This is a genomic window from Streptomyces abyssomicinicus (genome assembly GCF_008974245.1).
GTDB classification, from domain to species: domain Bacteria; phylum Actinomycetota; class Actinomycetes; order Streptomycetales; family Streptomycetaceae; genus Streptomyces; species Streptomyces abyssomicinicus.
On sequence record NZ_BBZI01000007.1, the window covers coordinates 255154 to 276079 of the forward strand.

Genomic DNA, 20926 nt, shown 5'->3' on the forward strand with positions numbered 1-20926 from the left:
GCGATCGCGTTCATGGAAGCGCCCGGGCCGTCACGGAGCACCACCCGGTCCGCGGCTTCCAGCAGTTCGCGGCGGCGCCGCTCGGTGGACCTCTGCTGCGCGGTCCCCTGCTGCGTCGTCTCCATGGTCGGTGCTCTCCCCACCCGTGCGTAATCGGTGATGCTTGCGCAAAGTAACACTGATCGGCCCGCGACGGCCCTTCGGCTCGTAACTCGTGGCGCTGCCCACATGCGCCGAAGGGGTCCCCTCCTGCGGAAACGTCCGGGAAACAGGTGGGTTGACTTTCCTACCGGCCAGTAACAGACTGCGGTTACCGCAGGTAACACGTTTGGCAGCACTGGAGGGGTCATGGCCGAGTTCACCATGGAGCTCAACGACGAGCAGAAGGAGGTCCGGGACTGGCTCCACGGGTTCGCCGCCGACGTGATGCGCCCGGCGGCCGCCGAGTGGGACGAGCGTGAGGAGACTCCCTGGCCCATCATCCAGGAAGCCGCCAAGATCGGCATCTATTCCCTGGACTTCTACGCCCAGCAGTACTTCGACCAGACCGGTCTCGGCCTCCCGATGGCCACCGAGGAGCTCTTCTGGGGCGACGCCGGCATCGCCCTGGCGATCATGGGCACCGGCCTCGCCGCCGTCGGTGTGCTGGCCAACGGCACCGACGAGCAGATCGGCACCTGGATCCCCCAGATGTACGGCACCCCGGACGACGTGAAGGTCGCCGCCTTCTGCTCCTCCGAGCCCGACGCCGGCTCCGACGTGGCCGCCATGCGCACCCGCGCCGTCTACGACGAGGCCAAGGACGAGTGGGTGATCAACGGCACCAAGACCTGGGCGACCAACGGCGGCATCGCCAACGTCCACGTCGTGGTAGCGGTGGTCGACCCGGAGCTCGGCTCCAGGGGCCACGCCTCGTTCATCGTCCCGCCTGGCACCGAAGGCCTCTCGCAGGGCCAGAAGTTCCAGAAGCACGGCATCCGCGCCTCGCACACCGCCGAGGTCATCCTCGACAACGTGCGCGTCCCCGGCTCCTGCCTGCTCGGCGGCAAGGAGAAGCTGGACGAGCGCCTCGCCCGTGCCCGGGAGAGGGCCAGGACGGCGTCGGGCGGCGAGCGCGTGAAGAACGCCGCCATGGCGACCTTCGAGGCGTCCCGCCCGGTGGTCGGCGCGATGGCCGTCGGCACCGCGCGGGCGGCGTACGACTACGCCCTGGAGTACGCCAAGACCCGTGAGCAGTTCGGCCGCCCGATCATCGACAACCAGGGCGTGGCCTTCCAGCTCGCCGATATGCGCACCTCCATAGACGCCGCGCGCCTGCTGGTCTGGCGCGCCTCCTGGATGGCGGTCAACGGCCGGCCGTTCAACGGCGCCGAGGGCTCGCAGTCCAAGCTCTTCGCCAGCGAGACGGCCAAGAAGGTGACCGCCCAGGCGCTCCAGATCCTGGGCGGCAACGGCTTCACCCGCGAGTACCCGGTCGAGCGGATGCACCGCGACGCGGCCATCTACACCATCTTCGAGGGCACCAGCGAGATCCAGCGCCTGGTCATCGCCCGCACCATCTCGGGCGTCCACGTCCGCTAGGGGTCCGGCCCCCTCCCTGGTGCCGGGAGGGGGCCGCGCCGATCGTCAGGGGGTGCCGGCCTGGGTCGCGCCGATGTGCGTCCAGTCCCCGAACTGCCCGGCGGGGAAGTCCTTCAGGCTGTGGAACGCGCCGTCCTGGCGGAGTTCGCCGGACGCCGCGCGGCGGGTGGTCCTGTCGTAGAAGAAGAGCCGGCGGTGGGTGGACGCGACGGCGGTCCAGCTCCCGAACTGGCCGGCGGGGAAGTCCTTGAGGTTGACGAAGTCGCCGTCGGCGTCGAGCCTGCCGGTTCCGGCGGCCCGGGTGTCCTGGCGGTAGAAGAAGAGCTGGGAGGATCCCTCGTCGAAGACGATGTGGCTCCAGCTCCCGAACTGCCCCGCGGGGAAGTCGCGCAGGTTGACGAAGCCGCCGTCGTCCCGGACCTCACCCGTGGCGGCGGCCCGTGTGTCCCCGCTGTAGAAGAAGTAGCGGGCGAACAGGTCGCCGCCGGCGAAGACGATGCGGCTCCACGACCCGAATTGGCCCGCCGGGAAGTCCTTGAGGTGATGGAAGCCGCCGACGGCGTCGAGCGCGCCCGTTCCGGCGGCCCGGGTGTCCTTGCTGTAGAAGAAGACCAGGCTGCCGTCGGGCACGACGTGCGTCCAGCTCCCGAACTGTCCGGCCGGGAAGTCCTTGAGGTTGACGAAGTCGCCGCTGTCGTCCAGCCTGCCCGTTCCGGCGGCCCGGGTGTCCTTGTTGTAGAAGAAGAGCTGTCCGCCACCGGGCACGACGTGCGTCCAGGAGCCGAACTGCCCGGCGGGGAAGTCCTTGAGGTTGACGAAGTCGCCGTCGGCGTCGAGCCTGCCCGTTCCGGCGGCCCGGGTCTGCCTGTCGTAGAAGAACAGCATGGTCCGGCTTTCCGCTTCTCGCTGCTTCTCGCTGCTTCCCGGAACGCGGACCCGGCCGTGCGGCCGTTCGACGCGTTCCCGCGGCACGGAGCTCCCTCCGCATCGCACAGGTATCCCCCTCTTCGAGGACACCACCGGACGGGTGGGTGCGCAACACGTGCCGGACGGGGCGGCCGGGTGTACCCGGCCGCCCCGTCGTGACCGGCGCGCGGGAGGCAGCCGACGTCACGTCGGCGGCGCCGCGCCCCGGTCCTATCCGGTGACCAGCCGCTCCGGTGAGGCGTCGTGCCGGAGCGGGGTGAGCTGCTGGATGTCGTAACGGGCCCGCAGCGCCTCGATCGCCGCCTCGTCGGGCGGACCGCCCCCGGCGAGGATCTCCAGCAGTTCCTCGAAGTACCGCTCGTGGTCCGGCGGCGGCGCGGCCTGGAAGAACATCCGGGCCGGGGCGTCGGTCGGGTTGGCGAAGGCGTGCGGGCAGCCCGGGGGCACCGCGATGACCGTGCCCGGGGTGGCCCGCACGACGCGGCTTCCCGAGCTGGACTCCCAGCGCCGCCAGCCGTCCGGCGTCCGCACCCGCGGCTCGAAGGCGAGCACGTCCAGCTCGCCCTCGAGGACGTAGAACAGCTCCTCGCTGCGGGTGTGGACGTGCGCTCCCACGTCGAAGCCGGGAGGGACGACGACCTCGAAGCTGGACGCCGTCCGCGAGTGCGCCCCGGTGACCTTGAACGTCACGTGCTGGGCGGGCGTGGCCACCGTGCGGCCGTGGCCCGGTGGCACCAGCAGTCCCTCCGTCATGGACATCGGCGGCTCACCAGGTGACCGGGAGGGACTCGGGCCCGCGGATCAGCGCGCCCTTGCGGAACGGCACCTCCTCGGCCGGCACCGCCAGCCGCAGCCCCGGCACCCGGTCCAGCAGGGCGTCGACCAGCAGCTGGGACTCCAGCCGCGCCAGCATGCCGCCCACGCAGTAGTGCGGGCCGAAGCCGAAGGCGACATGCGGGTTGGGGCTGCGGTCGAGGTCGATCCGGTCGGGATCGGGGAAGACCTCGGGATCCCGGTTGGCGGCGAGGTAGGAGTTGTACACCACGTCGCCCGCGCGGATCCGCACACCGCGGATCTCGACGTCCTCGGTGGCGATCCGGGACAGCCCCACCGCGTTGCGGTGCGGGATGTACCGGAGGAGCTCCTCCACCGCCTTCGGACGCGTCCCGGGCTCGGCGCGCAGCCGCTCGGCCAGCTCGGGGCGGGTGAGCAGCAGGTAGAACATCTGCCCGCTGTTGTTGGTGACCGCCTCGCCGCCGATCTGCACCAGCACCGCCAGACCGACGGCCTCCCGCACGGTGATCTCGTCGCGGCCGACGGCGGCGCCCAGCAGCGAGGTGACGTCCTCGCCGTCGGCGCCGCGCCGTTCCTCGACCAGCCGGGCGAAGTAGGCCGACATGTCCTCGCGCGCCTTCTCGCTGACCTCGGCGCCGTGCGACTGGGAGAGGATCCGCTGGGTCCAGTCGTGCATCAGGCCCCGGTCCGACGCCGGGACGCCCATCAGCTCGCAGACCACGGCGATGGGGAACGGGCTGAGCACCGCCTCGGTGAGGTCGGCGGGCGGGCCCTTGGCGAGCATGTCGTCCACCAGCTCGTCCAGCATCCGCCGTGACCGCTCCCGCACCCGTTCCACACCCCGCGCGGTGAACGCCGCCGCGACCGAGCGGCGCAGCCGGGTGTGGTCGGGCGGATCGAGGAAGCCGATCGCGTCCGAGCCGGGGATGAAGTGCGGGGCCAGCCGGGTGACGGGACGGCCCATCACCTCGGCCCGGCTGAAGCGGGGGTCGTTGGTCACCGCGCGGACGTCGTCGTAGCGGGTGACCAGCCAGGCCCAGCCCTCGCCGTTGGGCAGCGAGATCCGGGTGACCGGGCCCTCGCGCATCAGCTCGTCGAGGACCGGGTCGAAGTCGGCGCCGTGCAGGTCGATCGCCGGCCAGTTCCTCACCGGGGGCAAGGACGAGGCGGTGGCCTCGTCGGTGGTGGAGGTCATCTCGGGTGTCGTCTCCGTCCGCGTCTCGTGCCCGCGTCCCGGGCCGTGTCGTGACCGCGTCTCACGCCCGCGCCCCCACCGCTCGGGCCGCCGTGCGCGCCAGGCGGTCGCTGTCGGTCTGCCAGGTGCCCACCGACATCTCGGCGGTGATGCCGGGCCCGAAGCCGGCGAGCATGCCGCGCGCCCCGTCCTCCACGCCGCCCTCCTCGAACAGGCGGCGCAGGGCGTCGAGCACGACGGCGCTGGCGATGTTCCCGTACTCGGTCAGCGTCGCACGGCTGAAGCGGAAGGCGTGCGGTTCGACGCGCAGGTATTTCGTCAGGTCGTCGAGGATGCGCGGGCCGCCGGCGTGGATGATGTAGAAGTCCAGCTCGGAGGCGTTCCACGCGTGGGCGCGGGCCAGGTCGTGGAGGGCGGGTGCCAGCGGCTCCATGGTGCCCGGGACCCGCTTGTCCAGCAGGAAGTGGAACCCGGTCGCGCGGACGTCGTACGAGATCCAGTCCGTGGTCTCGGGGATCAGGTAGGAGCTGTTGCGCTCCAGCCGCATGCCGGTGCCGCCCTGACCGCGGACCACGGCGGCGGCGATGCCGTCGCCGAACAGGCCGTTGGAGAGCAGCGAGCCGACGCCGAGGTCGGTGGGCTGGTAGCAGAGCGAGCAGAACTCGCACGCCACGATGAGCGCGTTGGCCTCCGGATAGGCCGTGCAGAAGTCGTGTGCCCGGTTCACGGCGGCTCCGCCGGCCGCACAGCCGAGCTGCGCGATCGGTATCTGCCGCGTCGTGGAGGGGAAGCCCATCTCGTTGATCAGCCAGGCGGTCATCGAGGGCATCATGAAGCCCGTGCAGGAGACGTAGATGATGACGTCGATGTCGCTCGGCCGGACCTCGGCGTGGTCCAGGGCCTCCCGCACCACGGCCGGGACACGGGCCTTGGCCTCTGCTTCGTAGATCTTGTTGCGGTCCTCGAAGCCCGGGTGCTTCAAGGTCTCCTCGATGGGCTGCACGATGCGCCGGGTGCGTACCCCGGTGTTCTCGATCAGCCGCAGGGCGAGGGGGAGTTGGGGGTGGTCGTGGTGGCGGGACCGCGCCAGTTCGAGAGTCTCCTCCATGGTGATCACGTGCTCGGGCACGGACACCGCGGGTTTGCACAACGTGGCCATGTGGGCGCACCTGCTTTCGTGTGATGTGTCGGTGCACCACTCAGCCTCACCCGGCGGGGCGCGGATATCGCGCGGGAGTGGTCCAACCGGGGAAAGGTGACGTCAGGACCGAGGAACGGGAGAGCGCGATGGGGCCGACGGACGCCCGCGAGCTGCTGGAACGCGCCAGGACGGCGTTGGCCCCGGACCCCGGGGCCAACCGGACGGTGCCCCTGGTCGAGCGGGGCGAGGCCGGCCCCGGGCTGCTCCTGGCGCTGGCACTGGAGGAACGGGCGGTGGTCGCGGCCGACCGGCGCGCCTTCCTCCGGCTCGCGGAACGGGCCGCGGGAATGCCCCGGTGCGCGGCGTACTACGCGGAACTCGCGCGCGGTGAGGAGGTGGCGGCCGAGCGGCTGGAGCACTTCGTGCGGGCGGCCGAGGGGCTCACCGGGGGCACCCCGGAGACACGCGGCGGGGGTGACGGCGGGCAGGGGTACGAGCCGCGCCCGGGTTGCCAGGCCTACCCCGCCTTCGTCGCCTGGCTGGCGCTGAACGCGGCCCCGGCCGGCACGGTGCTCGCCCTGGCCGCCAACTTCTCCGCGTGGGGCGGCTATTGCGCCCGCATCGCGCAGGGCCTGCGGGAGCACTACGGGCTGGACGACACGGCCTGCGGCTTCTTCGACCTGTTCGCCGGGCCGTCACCGGAGCACGAGGAGACGGTGCTGGCCGCCGTCCAGGAATGGTCCGACGCCGGCCGCATCGACGAGGCGGCCGTGCGGACGCACGGCCGCCTGCTGCTGTCCTACGAGGCCGGGTTCTGGGACGCGCTGCTCGACGGGAGGTGAGGGGCGGTCAGGGGCGTTCGCTGCTGTGGGCGATGCAGGCCACGTCGATCCGGTCGGCCAGCTTGGCGAGTTCGATGGTCAGCGCCGCCACCGTGTCCTCGTCCAGGTCGTCGCGGCCGTCCTCGACCAGCCGCAGCCACCGCCCGCCGACCGCCCGCAGCAACTTGCTGACATCGGCGGCCGCCACCTGCAACGTGCCGCCGCTGTCGACGATCAGGGGGAGAGTCACTTCGCGGTTCACAAAGGGGATGGTAGACCCGCAAGGGTCACGCTCCGTGCCAAACGGTGGTGATGTTGCAGAACTCCCGGATCCCGTGGCCGGAAAGCTCCCGTCCGTATCCGGACCGCTTCACTCCGCCGAACGGGAACGCGGGGTGGGAGGCGGTCATCCCGTTGACGTACACGCCGCCCGCCTCCAGGTCGCGGGCGAACCGCTCGACCTCCTCCTCGTCGCGTGTCCAGACGTTGGAACTCAGCCCGAACGGCGTGTCGTTGGCGATCGCCAACGCCTCGTCCAGGTCGGCCGCACGGTACAGGGTGGCCACCGGGCCGAAGGTCTCCTCCCGGTGGACGCGCATCGCGCCGGTGACGCCGGCCAGCACCGTGGGCTCGTAGAACCAGCCCGGCCCCTCGGGGCGGCGGCCCCCGCAGAGGACCCGCGCGCCCTGCGCCACCGCGTCGTCGACCAGCTCCTCCAGGTCGGCGCGGCCCTTCTCCGAGGAGAGCGGGCCGACGTCGGTGGACTCGTCCATCGGGTCGCCGGTCCGCAGCGCGCGGACACCGGTGACGAACCGCTCGGCGAAGGCGTCGTGGACGTCCGCGTGCACGATGAACCGCTTGGCGGCGATGCACGACTGCCCGGCGTTCTGGTTGCGCGCGGTGACGGCGACCTCGGCGGCCCGGTCGAGGTCCGCGGAGGGCATCACCACGAACGGGTCGCTGCCGCCCAGTTCCAGCACGGTGTGCTTGATCTCGTCGCCGGCGGCGGCCGCCACCGCGCGCCCGGCGGGTTCGCTGCCGGTCAGGGTGGCGGCCCGCACCCGCGGGTCCCGCACGACCTTCTCCACGTCGGCCGAGCCGATCAGCAGCGTCTGGAAGCAGCCCTCCGGGAAGCCCGCGCGCCGGAACAGGCCGTCCAGGTACAGCGCGGTCTGCGGCACGTTCGAGGCGTGCTTGAGCAGTCCCACGTTGCCTGCCATCAGGGCGGGCGCGGCGAACCGGACCACCTGCCAGAGCGGGAAGTTCCACGGCATGACCGCCAGTACCGGGCCCATCGGCCGGTAGCGCACCACGGCCCGGGACCCCCCGGAGTCCGCCACGTCGGCCGGGTCGGGATGCTCGTCGGCGAGCAGGGCCTCGGCGCGGTCGGCGTACCAGCGCATCGCCTTGACGCACTTGGCGGCCTCCGCGCGGGCCTGCCGCAGCGGCTTGCCCATCTCGGTGGTGAGGGTCCGGGCGACCTCCTCGCTCTCCCGCTCCAGCAGGTCGGCGGCCCGGTGCAGCAGCCGGGAGCGTTCCGCGAAAGGGGTGGTCCGGTAGGACCGGAACGCCGTGTCGGCGACCGCGAGCCTGCGCTCCACCTCCCGTGCGCCGATGGCCTCGAACGTCCGGACCGTCTCACCGGTCGCCGGGTTCACGGTGGCGATGGGCATGCCCGACCAACTCCTCACTCGTCCCGCGGTTCGCCCGCGTGTGGTGCGCCGGAGGCCGAGTGCTCAGCGAGACGGCGGAGAAACTCGGCCTGTGCCTTCACGATCACCTCGGCGGCCCGGCCGAGGGGCAGCCAGGCCACACGGTCCAGCTCGGGGAAGACCTGGACGCGCCCCGACCCGCGGGGCCACTCCATCTCGAAGGTCCCCGGAACGGCCGCGGCGGGGTCGAGGTCCGCCTCGAGGGCCCACGCGGTGACCGTCTTGCCGCCGGCCTGGCGGACCTCGCCGAGCGGCACGACGGGACCGTCCGGCGGCTCCAGCCCCAGCTCCTCGCGGAACTCGCGCAGCGCCGCCGCCCACGGCTCCTCGTCCCCGTCGTACTCGCCCTTGGGGATCGTCCACGCGCCCGCCCCGCGCCGGGCGAAGAACGGGCCGCCCATGTGCCCGAGCAGCACCTCGACGCCGCCGTCCGCGCCACGGCGGTGCAGCAGCAGGCCGGCGCTGCGGCGGCCGCTCACGGCGCGACCGACGGATGCGTGTCGAGCAGGGTCCGCACGGTGTCCGCCTCGGCGGCGGGCTTGTCCTCGCGGTAGCGCAGCACCCGGGCGAAGCGCAGGGTGACGCCCGCCGGGTAGCGGGTGGAGCGCTGGAGACCGTCGTAGGCGATCTCCACCACCAGTTCGGGACGCACGGTGACGCCCCAGGGGTGCTCCTCCACGGCCAGCTCCCGGAGCCGTCCGGTCTGCCAGTGCAGCAGTTCGTCGGTCATGCCCTTGAAGGTCTTGCCCAGCATCGCGAACCCGCCGTCGGCCGTCCGGGCGCCCAGGTGCAGGTTGGAGAGCTTGCCCGCGCGCCGCCCGTGGCCCCACTCGGCGGCCAGCACCACCAGGTCCAGGGTGTGCACCGGCTTCACCTTCAGCCAGCCCGCGCCGCGGCGGCCCGCGCTGTAGGGGGCGTCCAGCGACTTCACCACCACGCCCTCGTGGCCCCGCTCCAGCGTCGCGGCGAGGAACCGCTCCGCCTCGGCGGCGTCCTCGGGACCGCGCGTGAGGGCGCGGCGCACCCGCCGCGGCCCGGGCACCAGCCGGGCCAGCTCGGCGTGGCGCTCGGTGAACGGGAGGTCGAGCAGGTCGCGGCCGTCGACGTGCAGGACGTCGAAGAAGACGGGGGAGACGGGCACGGCGCGGGCCGCGGTGGCCACGTCGGTGCGGGAACCGATCCGGCCAGCGGTCTCCTGGAACGGGCGGGGGCGGCCGTGCTCGTCCAGCGCGATCACCTCGCCGTCCAGGATCAGGCGCTCGCCGCCCAGCTCGCGGGCGGCCGCGACCACCTCGGGGAGGCGGTCGGTGATCTCGTCCAGGGTGCGGGTGAAGATCCGGACGTCGTCGCCGGAGCGGTGGACCTGGACCCGGATGCCGTCCAGCTTCTCCTCGACGGCCGCCGCACCGCCCAGCCGGGTCACCGCGTCGGCGGCCGAGGCCGCGCTCCGCGCCAGCATCGGCAGCACCGGGCGGCCCACGGTGAGGCGGAACCGGTCCAGGGCGGCGGGCCCGTCGGCCAGCAGGGCCTCGGCGACCGGGGCGAGCCCGCCGGCCAGCATCACCGCGCGGCGGACGTCGTCCGGGGCGGCACCGGACGCCTCGGCGAGGCCCTCCGCGGCGGCGGCGTCGAGAGCGCCCTGGCGGACCTCGCCGGTGAGCAGGGCGATCAGGAAGGCCTGCTCCTCCTCGGTGGCGCGGGACATCAGGGAGGTCACCAGGCGGGTGCGCCCGGTCTGCGCGCCGGGGCCGGCGACCGACTTCAGCGCGGTGAGAGCGCGGTCGGTCTCCAGGACGGTGAGCGTGGGCCCGGCGGCCGGCGGGACGGGACGGCCGAGGGTCTTCCAGCCGACGCCCAGGCGCCCCTGCGGGAGCCTGCCCGCCAGGTACGGGATGACCACGGGCACGTCCGACGGCTCCGCCTCGCGGAAGAGCCCGGCGAGCAGCGCCTTCTTGCGGGACCGCGAGGAGGTGGCGGCGACCTCACGCGACACGGCGGCAACACGCACCAGCAACATGCCGTCCAGGTTCCCCACCGGGGCACGCATATCCCGCAGCCGGGGGCCCACCGGGGCCGAAGGCTTCCCAGGGGGCAAGCGACCGCTTAGTATGCGGGCCGGACGACAGCGACGACAGCGCCGCGGGCGAACACGACGCCGGCGGCGTCGGCGAGGACACCGGCAGCCGTGGGAGGCCCACCATGCAGGCATGGCACGTGCACGAGAACGGCGCACCCCGTGAGGTGATGCGCCCCGTGGAGACCGACCCGCCCGAGCCCGGCGAGAACCAGGTACTCCTCAAGGTGCGCGCCGCCAACGTCAACTTCCCCGACGGCCTGATGTGCCGGGGCGAGTACCAGGTGCGGCCCCCGCTCCCGTTCACCCCGGGCGTGGAGATCTGCGGCGAGACCGAGGACGGCCGCCGGGTGCTGGCGAGCCCGCTGCTGCCGCACGGCGGATTCGCGGAGTACGCCCTCGCCGACGCGCGCGCCCTGCTTCCCGCCCCCGAGGCGCTGGACGACGCCGAGGCGGCCGCCCTGCACATCGGCTACCAGACCAGCTGGTTCGCCCTCCACCGCCGTGCGGCGCTCCAGGCGGGCGAGACCCTGCTGGTGCACGCCGCCGCCGGCGGGGTGGGCAGCGCCGCCGTGCAGCTCGGCAAGGCCGCCGGCGCCACCGTGATCGGTGTGGTCGGCGGCGCGGAGAAGGCCGCCGTCGCCCGTTCGCTCGGCTGCGACCTGGTGATCGACCGCAAGGCCGAGGACGTCATCGCCGCCGTCAAGGAGGCGACCGGCGGACGCGGCGCCGACGTGATCTACGACCCGGTCGGCGGCGAGGCGTTCCGGCAGTCCACCAAGGTGGTCGCCTTCGAGGGCCGCATCGTGGTCATCGGCTTCGCCAGCGGCACCATCCCGAGCGCCGCGCTCAACCACGCCCTGGTGAAGAACTACTCCATCCTCGGCCTGCACTGGGGCCTGTACAACACCAAGAACCCGAAGCTGGTCCAGCACTGCCACGAGCAGCTCACCGAGCTGGCCGCCCGGGGCGCCGTCAAGCCGCTGGTGAGCGAGCGGGTGCCGCTGAGCGGCGCCGCCGACGCCGTGCAGCGGGTCTGGGACGGCGTCACCACCGGCCGCGTCGTGGTGGTCCCCTCGCTGGAGAACGGAGCCGCCGCATGACGGACGCAAGCGACCTGCGCCGCCGGACCCAGGACCTCCTGGCCGCGCACCCGCCCGCCACCACCGACCGCACGACCTTCCTGGAGGCCCGCTTCGACGCCGGCCTGGCGTGGGTCCACTTCCCCGAGGGCCTCGGCGGCCTCGGCCTGCCGCGCACCCTGCAGGCCGTGGTGGAGGCCGAACTCGCCGCCGCCGGCGCCCCCGACAACGACCCGCGCCGCATCGGCATCGGCCTCGGCATGGCCGCGCCGACCATCCTCCAGTACGGCACCGAGGAGCAGAAGCGGCGCTTCCTGCGGCCGCTGTGGCTCGGCGAGGAGGTGTGGTGCCAGCTCTTCAGCGAGCCCGGAGCCGGCTCCGACCTGGCCGCGCTCGGCACCCGCGCGGTGCGTGACGGCGACGACTGGGTGGTCAACGGCCAGAAGGTGTGGACCTCCAGCGCCCACATCGCCCGTTGGGCCATCCTGATCGCCCGCACCGACCCGGACGTGCCCAAGCACCGCGGCATCACCTACTTCGTCTGCGACATGACCGACCCCGGCGTCGAGGTCCGCCCGCTGCGCCAGATCACCGGCGAGGCCGAGTTCAACGAGGTCTTCATCAGCGGCGTCCGCATCCCCGACGACCGCCGTCTCGGCGAGGTCGGCGACGGCTGGCGGGTCGCGCAGACCACGCTCAACAACGAGCGCGTCGCCATCGGCGGCTCGGCCGTCCCCCGCGAGGGCGGCATGATCGGCAAGGTCACCGCCACCTGGCGCGACCGCCCCGAGCTGCGCACCCACGACCTGCACCAGCGGCTGCTGGACCTGTGGGTGGAGGCCGAGGCGGCCCGCCTCACCGGCGCGCGGCTGCGCCAGCAGCTGGTCGCCGGCCAGCCCGGCCCCGAGGGCGCCGGGATGAAGTTGTCCTTCGCCCGCCTCAACCAGCAGATCAGCGGTCTCGAGGTGGAACTCCTCGGCGAGGAGGGTCTGCTCTACGAGGACTGGACGATGGTCCGCCCCGAGCAGGTGGACTTCACCGGCCGCGACGCCGGCTACCGCTACCTGCGCTCCAAGGGCAACAGCATCGAGGGCGGGACCAGTGAGATCCTGCTCAACATCGTCGCCGAGCGCGTGCTGGGCCTGCCCGCCGAGCCGCGCACCGACAAGGACGTCGCCTGGAAGGACCTGGCCCGATGAGCGCCCCCGCCACCACCCCGGACCTGCTCTACTCGCAGGAGGAGGAAGACCTCCGCGCCGCCGTCCGCGACCTGCTCGGCGACCGGTGCGACCCGGCGTCCGTGCTGGCCCGGATCGAGTCCGGCGAGGCGCACGACCCGACGCTGTGGAAGAGCCTCGCGGAGGACATGGGCCTGGCCGGCCTGCTGGTGCCCGAGGAGCGCGGCGGCCAGGGCGCCGGGCACCGGGAGGCCGCCGTCGTGCTGGAGGAACTGGGCCGCGCCGTCGCGCCGGTCCCGTACCTGACCAGCGCCGTCGTCGCCACCGAGGCCCTGCTGGCCTGCACCGGCCCGGAGGCGGACCGGCTGCTTGCCGGCCTCGCCTCCGGCCGGACCGTCGGCGTCCTCGCCGTCTCCCTGACCGGCACCCCCGGCGACGCGCCGCGCACGGCGACGGTGGAGAACGGCGCGCTGCACGGTGAGTTCACCGGAGTCGCCGACGCCCGGGCCGCCGACGTGCTGCTGGTGCCCGGCGGCGACGGCGCGCTGTACGCCGTCGACACGACGGCCCGCGGCGTCGCCGTCACCCCCCGGGTCTCCCTCGACCTCACCCGGCCGGTGGACACCGTCACCCTCGACGGGGCGGCCGCGACACGGGTCGCCGACGACGCCGCAGGGCCCGTCGAACGCGCCCTGCGGGCCGGGGCCGGACTGCTCGCCTCGGAGCAACTGGGCATCGCGGAAAGGGTGCTGACGGAGACGGTCGGCTACCTGAAGGACCGCAGGCAGTTCAACCGGCAGGTCGGCGGCTTCCAGGCGCTCAAGCACCGGCTGGCGAGGATCTGGCTGGACCTGGTCAACCTCCGCGCCGTCGCGCGCAGTGCCGCCGACGCGCTGGCCACGGGCAGCGAGGACACCGACGTCGCGGTGGCCGTCGCCCAGACCTACGCGGGCCGGGTCGCCGTCCACGCGGCGGAGGAGGCGGTGCAGCTGCACGGCGGCATCGGCATGACCTGGGAGCACCCGACGCACCTGTACCTCAAGCGGGCCAAGGCCGACTCCCTCGCCTACGGCTCCGCCGGACGGCACAAGGAGCGGCTGGCCGAACTGGTCGACCTGCGCGGGCCGTCGGCCTAGGAACGCGCCCGGGGCGGCGGTCCGTCGGCACGGACCGCCGCCTCCCGCACGCCGGAACACCACACGTTCGGCGGACACGTCAACCACTCGGACATTACCCCCGCTGCGTCACACTTGCGGCCGAAAGCCGTGAACCGGGCGCGCAGTGGAGGAGATTCCTGATGGCCATTTCCATCTCTGTGGTGGTTCTGCTGCTGATCCTGGCCACCATCCTGCTGCGCTGCGGATCGCTCAAGCTGTCGCACGCCACGATCTGCGTCCTGCTCGGGTTCTGCCTCGCCGGCACCAGCATGGCCCCCACCATCCACAACGGCCTCGCCGCGACGACGGAGATCGTGAGCAGCCTCAATCCGTGAGCGGTCCCGGTTCGTGCGCCGTCCGGGCCCGTGAGCCGCCGTCCCGGTCCGGGCGCGGGGACTCCCCGGGCGCCCGGAGGAGCCGGGAGCGGATGAGGAACCGGACGCCCTCCGGGGCCTCCAGCGAGAATCCGCCGCCCCGGCCGGGGACCACGTCCACGATCAGCCGGGTGTGCCGCCACACCTCGTACTGGGTGCGTGACATCCAGAACCCCACCGGCCGCTGCACCCCCTCGACCCGCAGCTTGGCGAGGCGGACGTCGGAGTCGCCGGTGCGGAACTCGCCCTCCGGGTAGCACATCGGAGCGCTGCCGTCGCAGCAGCCGCCCGACATGGGGGTCCCCCCTGCTCGAGCGTCAGCCGAGAGCTCGGGGGAGGAACATCAAGGGCCCGTGTCGCTCGCTCAGCCGCCGCACCAGGCGGGCGGCCTCCTCGGTGAGTTCCACGCGCGGGGTGTCGTCGTCCATGCGGCCATCCCACCGCACGCGAGGTTGCGACCACGTTGCGCCGGCGCCCCGGCGCCCCTCAGTCGGCGCCGCCGTCCTGACGGACCAGCAGCACCCCGGTGACCAGTTCGGGGCGGATCCGCACCAGGCGGTCGGAGTGCGGAGACCCCAGCGGACGCAGCAGCGTCCGGTAGCGCTCCAGGTCGGCGGCGTCCTCGACCGGCAGCGCGTAACCGGTGACCGAGACGCTCCAGCCCAGGTGGGTGCCCGGGTCGATGGCGCCCGCCTCGTAGGCCACCACCACGCCGTGGCCGCCGTCGGGGAGGCCGCGGGTGAGCAGCGCGGCGGCGTCCGGGGTGCGGATGACGATGTGCCCGTCGTCCAGCAGATGGCTGACCGGCCGCACGGTGGGCAGTGCCCGCCGGGTGAAGACCAGTCGCCCCAGCGAGACGGTGGACATCAGCCGCAGCGCCTCGGACGCGTCGAGGGCGATGCTGCGCCGGGCCTCGGGGGGAGCGGCTCGCGGACCGTCGGCGTGGAGCGGGGCGGACGGCTCAGCGGGACCGCCTGCCGTCGCGGTGCGCGGGGTGGCGTTGTCGAGGGGCATGAGCATGGTGTCCAGGGGTCGGGGCCGGCGCCGGGCGCGCGACCGGGGTGGTCCTGCCATGCAACAGCGCGGACACCGGTGACGCCAGGGTCCTTCGGCCCCCGTCGGCCCCCCGTGGGCCCATGGGCTCCCGGCCGTCTCACCTGCTGTCGCTGCCGCCCCCGCCGCCCCCGTCGCCCAGCGCCGCCCGGCCCGCCTCCAGCCGCGCCACCGGAACCCGGAAGGGCGAGCAGGACACGTAGTCGAGCCCGGCGGCGTGGAAGAAGTGGACCGACGCCGGATCGCCGCCGTGCTCGCCGCAGACCCCGATCTCCAGCCCGGGACGGGCCTCGCGTCCCTCCTCGACGGCGATCCGCACCAGCCGTCCCACCCCCTCCTCGTCCAGCGTCTCGAACGGCGAGGCGGCGAAGACGCCGCGGTCGATGTAGGCGGGGAAGAACTCGGCCTCCACGTCGTCGCGGGAGAAGCCCCAGGTGGTCTGGGTGAGGTCGTTGGTGCCGAAGGAGAAGAAGGCGGCCTCCCGCGCGATCGGCCCGGCGGTCAGCGCGGAGCGGGGCAGTTCGATCATCGTGCCCACGGGGCAGTCCACCGGCGCCCCGGCCTCCTCACCCACCTCGGCCAGCACCCGCTCCACCTCCGCCTTCACCAGCCGCAGCTCCTCCACGTCTCCGACCAGCGGCACCATGATCTCCGCCCGGGGATCCCCGCCGGCCCGCCGCCGGGCGACCACCGCCGAGGCGACCGCACGCACCTGCATGCCCACCAGGCCGGGCACCGCCAGGCCCAGCCGGACGCCGCGCAGGCCCATCATCGGGTTCTCCTCGTGCATCCGGTCGACGGCCTCCAGGAGCTCCAGGTCACGCAGCTCGGGCCGCTCCCCGCGCGCCCGCGCGGTGGCGACGCGGACCGACAGCTCCACCCGGTCGGGCAGGAACTCGTGGAGCGGCGGGTCCAGCAGCCGGATAGTGACCGGGAGGCCGTCCATCGCCTCCAGGATCCGGGTGAAGTCCGCCGTCTGCAGCGGCAGCAGGGCGTCCAGCGCCCGCTCGCGGTCGCCGGGGGAGCGGGCCAGGATCATCTGCTCCACCAGCAGGCGGCGTTCGCCCAGGAACATGTGCTCGGTGCGGCACAGGCCGATGCCCTGCGCGCCGAAGCGGCGGGCCCGTTCCGCGTCCTGCGGGGTGTCCGCGTTGGCCCGCACCTCCAGGCGCCGCGCGGAGTCCGCCTGTGCCAGGGCGCGGGTCACCGCACCCACCAGGCCGCCGCCCGCCGCGGGGCCGTCCACGGCGCCGCCCGTCGCGGGGCCGTCCACGGTGCCGCCCGCCGCCGTGCCGTCCGTCGCGGGGCCGTCCGCCGTGCCGTCCGCGCCGGCCTCCAGGTGGCGCATCACCTCGGACGGCACCAGCGGCACCTCGCCCAGGTACACCGCGCCGGACGAGCCGTCCACCGAGACGACCCGGCCCTCCTCGACCACCGTGCCGTCCGGTCCGGTGAAGCGGCGGCCCGCGGTGTCCACCACCAGTTCCTCGGCGCCGCACACGCACACCTTGCCCATGCCGCGCGCCACCACCGCCGCGTGGCTGGTCTTGCCGCCCCGGCTGGTCAGGATCGCCTGGGCGGCCACCATGCCCGGCAGGTCGTCCGGGTTGGTCTCTTGGCGGACCAGCACCACCCGCTCCCCGGCCGCCGCCCGCCGCGCCGCCTCCGCCGAGTCGAAGACCACCGCGCCGACCGCGGCGCCGGGCGAGGCGGCCACCCCGCGGGCCAGCGGTTCACGGGTACGGCTCACGTCGAACCGCGGGAACATCAGCCGGGCCAGACCCTCGCCGCTCACCCGGGACAGCGCCTCCCGGCGGTCGATCAGCCCCTCCTGCACCAGCGCGTCCGCGATGGCGAACGCCGCCTCGGCGGTCCGCTTGCCGACCCGGGTCTGCAGCATCCACAGACGGCCGCGCTCGATGGTGAACTCGATGTCGCAGAGGTCCGTGTAGTGGCCCTCCAGCGTCTCCATGATGTCCAGCAGCCGCGCGTAGGAGGCCGGGTCCAGCTCCTCCAGGTCGGCCAGCGGCACCGTGTTGCGGATGCCGGACACCACGTCCTCGCCCTGCGCGTTCGGCAGGTAGTCGCCGTAGACCCCCGGGCGGCCGGTCGCCGGGTCGCGGGTGAACGCCACCCCGCTGCCGGAGTCGGCGCCCAGGTTCCCGAAGACCATCCGCTGCACGGTGACCGCCGTGCCCAGGTCCTCCGGGATGCGCTCGCGCCGCCGGTAGAGCCGCGCCCGCTCGCCGTTCCACGACGCGAACACGGCGAGGACCGCCCTGCGCAGCTGCTCCGCCGGGGCCTGCGGGAACTCCTCGCCGGTCTCCCGCAGGATCAGTTCCTGGTAGGCGCCGGCGAGCGCCGCCATGTCGTCCGCGTCCAGCCCCAGGTCGTCCGAGGCGCCGCGACGCCGCTTGAGGGCGTCCAGCACCTCCTCGAAACGGGCCGCGGGCACGCCCATCACCGTCGCGCCGAACATCTGCAGCAGCCGCCGGTAGGAGTCCCAGGCGAACCGGTCGCTGCCCGAGACCCTGGCCAGGCCGCGCACCGACTCGTCGTTGAGGCCGACGTCCAGGATGGTCTCCATCATCCCCGGCATCGAGAACCGGGCCCCGGAGCGCACCGACAGCAGCAGCGGGTCGTCCGCCAGACCAAGGGTCCGCCCCGCCGACTCCTCCACCGCCGCCAGGTGCCGCGCCACCTCCCCGGCCATTCCCTCCGGCTCCGACCCGGTGGCCAGGAACGCGCGGCAGGCCTCCGTGGTGATGACGAAGCCCGGAGGCACCGGCAGGCCCATCCGGGTCATCTCGGCCAGGTTCGACCCCTTGCCGCCGAGCAGGCCGGCCATCTCCCGGCCGCCCTCCGCGAAGTCGTACACGTAACGCGCCATGGCGCCGCTCCCTCGATGTCGTACGGGGTGTCGTACGGGCCGCGCGGGCCCTGCGGACCCTGGTCAGGGCCGACAGGCCCTGGCCCGAAGGCCCGGGACCGAGGCAGGATCGTCGGTGGGAACCCCCTGCCGAACGACAAGGAGCAACCGATGGCGGACAGCCGGCCGGCCGGCCCCGCGAGCCCGATACGGGTCTTTCTTCTCGACGACCACGAGGTGGTCAGGCGCGGGGTGCACGACCTCCTGAACGACGAGCCGGACGTCACCGTGGTGGGTGAGGCCGCCACGGTGGCCCAGGCCCTCGTCCGGGCTCCCGCGCTGCGCCCGGACGTGGCCGTGCTGGACGTCCGGCTGCCCGACGGCGACGGGGTGAGCGTATGCCGGGAGCTGCGCTCCCGCATGCCGGACCTCGCCTGCCTGATGCTCACCTCCTTCGACGATGACGAGGCGCTGCTGGACTCCGTGATGGCCGGGGCCGCGGGGTACGTGCTCAAGCAGATCCAGGGCTCCGACCTGGTCGCCGCGGTCCGCGCGGTGGCCGCGGGGCGCTCGCTGCTCGACCCGGCGGCGACCGCCCGGCTGATGCGCCGCCTGCGCGGCGAGGAGACCCGGCGGCCCGCCGACCGGCTCCCCGACCTCACCGAGCGCGAGCGGGAGATCCTGACGCTGATCGGGGAAGGGCTGACCAACCGGCAGATCGGCGAGCGGCTGTTCCTGGCGGAGAAGACGGTCAAGAACCACATCTCCCGGCTGCTGGCCAAGCTCGGCGTGGAACGGCGGGTCCAGGCCGCGGTCATCGCCACGCAGATGCGGGACGGCCACCGGTAACGTCCCGCGTGGCCTCCGGGGCCTCCGGGGCCCCCGCCCGGTCCCGTGGGCCCGCGGGTCCTCGTCGCGCCCTCCCTCGCAGGTCCGCCCGGACCGTGCGGGCCGCAGGCCCCCTGTGGGGCCGCCGGTTTCCCTGTGGGGCCCGAGCTCCCTGTGGGGGCCGCCTCCCCGGCCCGGGGAGCCGTGGCCGGAGACCGTCGCGCGCCGGCCGTCGCCGATCCGACCCCGCACGTACCGTGTGTCGCGTTCCGGCCGCTACCGTTGGCATATGCGCCGAGGTGCGCACGGCGGGCCGATGGGGAGGACACCGGTGGACGACGCGGACGACCTGGCCGCCAGCCAGGTGCGCCTGCCGCACCTGCGGCTCGACGACCTGCTGGGCGAGCTCCAGGGCCGTCTGCAGGCCGCGCGCGGCACCCGGGACCGCGTCCACGGTCTGCTGGAGGCGGTGCTGTCGGTCGGCCGCGACCTCGACCTGGAGCAGGTGCTGCGCGGCGTCGTCGAAGCCGCGACCGTGCTGGTGGACGCCCGGTACGGCGCGCTCGGCGTGCTCACCCCCGACGGCCAGGGGCTCTCCTCCTTCTACATGGTCGGCGTGGACGAGGACCGGATCGCGCAGATCTCCAGCTTCCCCGCCGGGCACGGCGTGCTCGGCCAGCTGGTCCGGCACCCGGAGCCGCTGCGCCTCGACCGGCTCTCCGACCACCCGGAGTCCTTCGGCTTCCCGGCGCACCATCCGCCCATGGAGAGCTTCCTCGGCGTCCCCGTCCGGGTCCGGGACAAGGTCTTCGGCAACCTCTACCTCACCGAGAAGGGCAACGGGCAGGGCTTCGACGAGGAGGACGTGGCCGTGCTCTCCACCCTGGCCGTGGCGGCCGGGGTGGCCATCGAGAACGCCCGCCTCTACGAGGAGTCCCTGCTGCGGCAGCGGCTGCTGCGGGCCGGCGCGGAGATCACCCGCAGCCTGATGTCCGGCAGCGACCGCGGCGAGGCGCTGGCCCTGATCGCCGAACGGGCCCACGAGGTCACCGGCGCGCAGATCACCGTCGTGGCGGTACCGGTGGAGGACACCGGCTCGCTGGTGCTGGAACTCGCCATCGGCGAGGACGCCGAGGAGTACCGCGGGCTGGTGCCGGCCCAGGACGACAGCTTGATCGGGCGGGCCTTCGCCACCGGCCACCCGGTGGTGGTGCACGACGTCTCCAAGGACCACCGGGCCCTCTCCGCGCTGCCCCGCACCGCCGGGATGGGACCCGCCGTCGCGCTGCCCATCGGCAGCGGCGCCGCCGACGTGAGGGGCGTGGTGCTGCTGGTCAGGGAGACCGGCCGGACGGCGTTCACCGCCACCGAGATCGAGCCGCTGCGGAACTTCGCGGCTCAGGCGGCCGTGGCGATGGAGCTGGCCGACCGGCGCCGCGAGGCCGAGCAGATCGCGATGCTCCAGGACCGCGACCGGATCGCCCGGGACCTGCACGACCTGGCCGTCCAGCGGCTCTTCGCCACCGGCATGACCCTGCAGAGCGCGGGCCGCTTCATCAGCCATCCGGAGGCGGCCGAGCGGGTGACGCAGGCGGTCGACGACCTGGACGAGACCATCAAGATCATCCGTTCGGCCATCTTCGGGCTGCGCTCCCGCGACGCGGTCTCCGGTGCCGGACTGCGCTCCCGGGTGGTGCGGACCGTCGCCGAGGCGGCGCGGGACCTGGGCTTCACCCCCGGCGTCCGGACCGAGGGCCTGATCGACAACGACGTCCCCGCGGCCCTCGCCGACCAGGTGGTGGCCGTCCTCTCCGAGGCGCTCACCGACGTCGCCCGGCGCGCCGGGGCCGGACGGGCCGACGTGGTGCTGGCGGCGGTCGACGGACAGGTCGTCCTCACCGTCACCGACGACGGCGCGAGCCCGGCGCAGGCGTCGCCGCGCGACGGGCTCGACGCGCTGACCGCACGCGCCCGGACGCTCGGCGGCGCCCTCACGCTGGAACGTGGCGAGGGCGGGGGAACCCGGCTGGAGTGGCGAGTGCCGCTGCGAGGGTGAGGCGCGGAGGCCGGCCCGCGAGGGAGCGGCGAGGCGAGGCGGGGGTCGGCCCGCGAGGGAGCGGCGGGGCGCGCCGCCGGGGG

Annotated in this window: 18 protein-coding genes and 1 pseudogene; 8 read left to right on the forward strand and 11 right to left on the reverse strand. The window is 73.9% G+C overall.

Annotation, left to right across the window (positions count from 1 at the left end; translation table 11 throughout):
* Positions 1-348: 348 nt before the first annotated feature.
* Positions 349-1581, forward strand: a complete 1233-nt coding sequence (locus GBN72_RS14650) for an acyl-CoA dehydrogenase family protein (RefSeq protein ID WP_151772240.1) — start codon at positions 349-351, stop codon at positions 1579-1581.
* Between the two features lie 45 nt (positions 1582-1626).
* Here the strand turns inward: GBN72_RS14650 and GBN72_RS14655 are convergent, their stop codons facing one another.
* The 4 genes from GBN72_RS14655 to GBN72_RS14670 all read right to left on the reverse strand — a co-directional run bounded on the left by GBN72_RS14655 (position 1627) and on the right by GBN72_RS14670 (position 5657).
* Complete coding sequence (locus GBN72_RS14655; RefSeq protein ID WP_151772241.1) at positions 1627-2553, reverse strand: hypothetical protein; 927 nt, start codon at positions 2551-2553, stop codon at positions 1627-1629.
* Between the two features lie 165 nt (positions 2554-2718).
* Positions 2719-3267, reverse strand: a complete 549-nt coding sequence (locus tag GBN72_RS14660) for a cupin domain-containing protein (protein ID WP_151772242.1) — start codon at positions 3265-3267, stop codon at positions 2719-2721.
* Between the two features lie 7 nt (positions 3268-3274).
* Entirely contained in the window at positions 3275-4498 is a 1224-nt protein-coding gene (locus tag GBN72_RS14665) for a cytochrome P450 (protein ID WP_151772243.1), read from the reverse strand.
* 61 nt (positions 4499-4559) lie between these two features.
* Positions 4560-5657 carry a type III polyketide synthase gene (locus GBN72_RS14670; protein ID WP_151772244.1) on the reverse strand — a complete coding sequence of 366 codons (1098 nt, stop codon included), beginning with the start codon at positions 5655-5657 and terminating at the stop codon, positions 4560-4562.
* Between the two features lie 128 nt (positions 5658-5785).
* Between GBN72_RS14670 and GBN72_RS14675 the strand changes: the two genes are divergently transcribed.
* Positions 5786-6481, forward strand: coding sequence for a TenA family protein (locus tag GBN72_RS14675; RefSeq protein ID WP_151772245.1), 696 nt, complete (start codon positions 5786-5788; stop codon positions 6479-6481).
* Positions 6482-6488: 7 nt separating this feature from the next.
* Here GBN72_RS14675 and GBN72_RS14680 read toward each other — a convergent pair whose 3' ends face one another.
* The 4 genes from GBN72_RS14680 to GBN72_RS14695 are packed head-to-tail and all read right to left on the reverse strand — an operon-like array spanning position 6489 to position 10189.
* Positions 6489-6722, reverse strand: coding sequence for a DUF6213 family protein (locus GBN72_RS14680; RefSeq protein WP_151772246.1), 234 nt, complete (start codon positions 6720-6722; stop codon positions 6489-6491).
* Between the two features lie 25 nt (positions 6723-6747).
* Positions 6748-8133: an NADP-dependent succinic semialdehyde dehydrogenase gene (locus GBN72_RS14685; protein WP_151772247.1), complete on the reverse strand. Its 1386-nt coding sequence runs from the start codon at positions 8131-8133 to the stop codon at positions 6748-6750.
* A 14-nt stretch (positions 8134-8147) separates the two neighbouring features.
* Complete coding sequence (locus tag GBN72_RS14690; protein ID WP_151772248.1) at positions 8148-8651, reverse strand: NUDIX hydrolase; 504 nt, start codon at positions 8649-8651, stop codon at positions 8148-8150.
* Complete coding sequence (locus GBN72_RS14695; protein ID WP_151772645.1) at positions 8648-10189, reverse strand: ATP-dependent DNA ligase; 1542 nt, start codon at positions 10187-10189, stop codon at positions 8648-8650. The genes GBN72_RS14690 and GBN72_RS14695 overlap by 4 nt, the downstream gene beginning before the upstream one ends.
* 182 nt (positions 10190-10371) lie before the next feature.
* On the opposite strand from GBN72_RS14695, the gene GBN72_RS14700 reads away from it, so the two are divergent.
* The 4 genes from GBN72_RS14700 (at position 10372) to GBN72_RS14715 (ending at position 13998) form a co-directional block, all read left to right on the forward strand.
* On the forward strand, positions 10372-11349 hold the full coding sequence (locus GBN72_RS14700; protein WP_151772249.1) for an NADPH:quinone oxidoreductase family protein: 978 nt from the start codon (positions 10372-10374) through the stop codon (positions 11347-11349).
* Complete coding sequence (locus tag GBN72_RS14705) at positions 11346-12527, forward strand: acyl-CoA dehydrogenase family protein (RefSeq protein WP_151772250.1); 1182 nt, start codon at positions 11346-11348, stop codon at positions 12525-12527. Before GBN72_RS14700 ends, GBN72_RS14705 begins: the two co-directional genes overlap by 4 nt.
* Positions 12524-13642, forward strand: coding sequence for an acyl-CoA dehydrogenase family protein (locus GBN72_RS14710; protein ID WP_151772251.1), 1119 nt, complete (start codon positions 12524-12526; stop codon positions 13640-13642). The genes GBN72_RS14705 and GBN72_RS14710 overlap by 4 nt, the downstream gene beginning before the upstream one ends.
* Before the next feature lie 161 nt (positions 13643-13803).
* Positions 13804-13998: a hypothetical protein gene (locus tag GBN72_RS14715; protein WP_151772252.1), complete on the forward strand. Its 195-nt coding sequence runs from the start codon at positions 13804-13806 to the stop codon at positions 13996-13998.
* Here the strand turns inward: GBN72_RS14715 and GBN72_RS14720 are convergent.
* From GBN72_RS14720 to ppdK, 3 genes and pseudogenes are all read right to left on the reverse strand, one after another.
* Positions 13988-14465: pseudogene (locus GBN72_RS14720) on the reverse strand (DUF779 domain-containing protein). The gene GBN72_RS14715 and the pseudogene GBN72_RS14720 overlap by 11 nt on opposite strands.
* A 58-nt stretch (positions 14466-14523) precedes the next feature.
* A complete protein-coding gene (locus tag GBN72_RS14725; RefSeq protein ID WP_151772253.1) occupies positions 14524-15051 on the reverse strand; it encodes a pyridoxamine 5'-phosphate oxidase family protein in 528 nt (175 codons plus the stop codon).
* A 139-nt stretch (positions 15052-15190) separates the two neighbouring features.
* Complete coding sequence (gene ppdK / locus GBN72_RS14730) at positions 15191-17980, reverse strand: pyruvate, phosphate dikinase (RefSeq protein WP_151772254.1); 2790 nt, start codon at positions 17978-17980, stop codon at positions 15191-15193.
* 150 nt (positions 17981-18130) lie between these two features.
* On the opposite strand from ppdK, the gene GBN72_RS14735 reads away from it, so the two are divergent.
* Together GBN72_RS14735 and GBN72_RS14740 are read left to right on the forward strand one after the other, a co-directional pair.
* Positions 18131-18808: a response regulator gene (locus GBN72_RS14735; protein WP_151772255.1), complete on the forward strand. Its 678-nt coding sequence runs from the start codon at positions 18131-18133 to the stop codon at positions 18806-18808.
* A 295-nt stretch (positions 18809-19103) separates the two neighbouring features.
* The gene (locus GBN72_RS14740) at positions 19104-20843 is read left to right on the forward strand and encodes a sensor histidine kinase (protein WP_151772256.1); all 1740 of its coding nucleotides are present in this window, start codon (positions 19104-19106) and stop codon (positions 20841-20843) included.
* Positions 20844-20926: the final 83 nt, after the last annotated feature.

Bases quoted from the DNA above. Each gene is read 5' to 3' on its own strand.
- GBN72_RS14705 (WP_151772250.1), top strand. From the start codon at position 11,346: ATGACGGACGCAAGCGACCTGCGCCGCCGGACCCAGGACCTCCTGGCC.
- GBN72_RS14665 (WP_151772243.1), bottom strand. From the start codon at position 4,498: ATGACCTCCACCACCGACGAGGCCACCGCCTCGTCCTTGCCCCCGGTG.
- ppdK (WP_151772254.1), bottom strand. From the start codon at position 17,980: ATGGCGCGTTACGTGTACGACTTCGCGGAGGGCGGCCGGGAGATGGCC.
- GBN72_RS14685 (WP_151772247.1), bottom strand. From the start codon at position 8,133: ATGCCCATCGCCACCGTGAACCCGGCGACCGGTGAGACGGTCCGGACG.
- GBN72_RS14670 (WP_151772244.1), bottom strand. From the start codon at position 5,657: ATGGCCACGTTGTGCAAACCCGCGGTGTCCGTGCCCGAGCACGTGATC.
- GBN72_RS14650 (WP_151772240.1), top strand. From the start codon at position 349: ATGGCCGAGTTCACCATGGAGCTCAACGACGAGCAGAAGGAGGTCCGG.
- GBN72_RS14695 (WP_151772645.1), bottom strand. From the start codon at position 10,189: ATGTTGCTGGTGCGTGTTGCCGCCGTGTCGCGTGAGGTCGCCGCCACC.
- GBN72_RS14700 (WP_151772249.1), top strand. From the start codon at position 10,372: ATGCAGGCATGGCACGTGCACGAGAACGGCGCACCCCGTGAGGTGATG.
- GBN72_RS14660 (WP_151772242.1), bottom strand. From the start codon at position 3,267: ATGTCCATGACGGAGGGACTGCTGGTGCCACCGGGCCACGGCCGCACG.
- GBN72_RS14710 (WP_151772251.1), top strand. From the start codon at position 12,524: ATGAGCGCCCCCGCCACCACCCCGGACCTGCTCTACTCGCAGGAGGAG.
- GBN72_RS14715 (WP_151772252.1), top strand. From the start codon at position 13,804: ATGGCCATTTCCATCTCTGTGGTGGTTCTGCTGCTGATCCTGGCCACC.
- GBN72_RS14740 (WP_151772256.1), top strand. From the start codon at position 19,104: ATGGGGAGGACACCGGTGGACGACGCGGACGACCTGGCCGCCAGCCAG.
- GBN72_RS14735 (WP_151772255.1), top strand. From the start codon at position 18,131: ATGGCGGACAGCCGGCCGGCCGGCCCCGCGAGCCCGATACGGGTCTTT.
- GBN72_RS14675 (WP_151772245.1), top strand. From the start codon at position 5,786: ATGGGGCCGACGGACGCCCGCGAGCTGCTGGAACGCGCCAGGACGGCG.
- GBN72_RS14725 (WP_151772253.1), bottom strand. From the start codon at position 15,051: ATGCCCCTCGACAACGCCACCCCGCGCACCGCGACGGCAGGCGGTCCC.